The 393-nt window shown below is 59.0% G+C and carries 1 protein-coding gene; it reads left to right on the forward strand.

Going from position 1 to position 393, the window contains the following annotated elements:
* Nucleotides 1-37 precede the first annotated feature (37 nt).
* Nucleotides 38-393: IS110 family transposase (locus tag P0D80_RS51370; protein ID WP_408296686.1), on the forward strand; the 356-nt coding region annotated here is incomplete at its 3' end.

Here is a 393-nt window from a genome sequence, read left to right on the forward strand (position 1 = left end):
GTTTACGTCCGGCAGACGGCGACACGTGTCGCAAAGCATGCGAAACGATAGCACGGTGTACGTTGGACTGGATCTTCACAAGGACTCGATCGCAGTCGCCTATGCGCTGGGCATGGGTGAAGTGGAGCAACTGGGCAGGATCGGAACGACGAAGACCGATATTGACCGGTTGTGCAAACGTCTGCAGTCCAAAGGACGACAGGTGCGCGTGGTCTACGAAGCCGGTCCATGCGGTTATGGGCTTTACCGCGAGCTGGTTCAGAAAGGATTCGACTGCATGGTGTGTGCGCCGTCGCTGATTCCAAAAAAGCCCGGTGACCGCGTCAAGACAGACCGGCGTGACGCGATCAAGCTGGTGCGCGCACTGCGCGCGGGCGACCTCTCAGCAGTGTA

Source organism: Paraburkholderia sp. RL17-373-BIF-A, assembly GCF_046030175.1.
Taxonomy (GTDB): Bacteria; Pseudomonadota; Gammaproteobacteria; order Burkholderiales; family Burkholderiaceae; genus Paraburkholderia.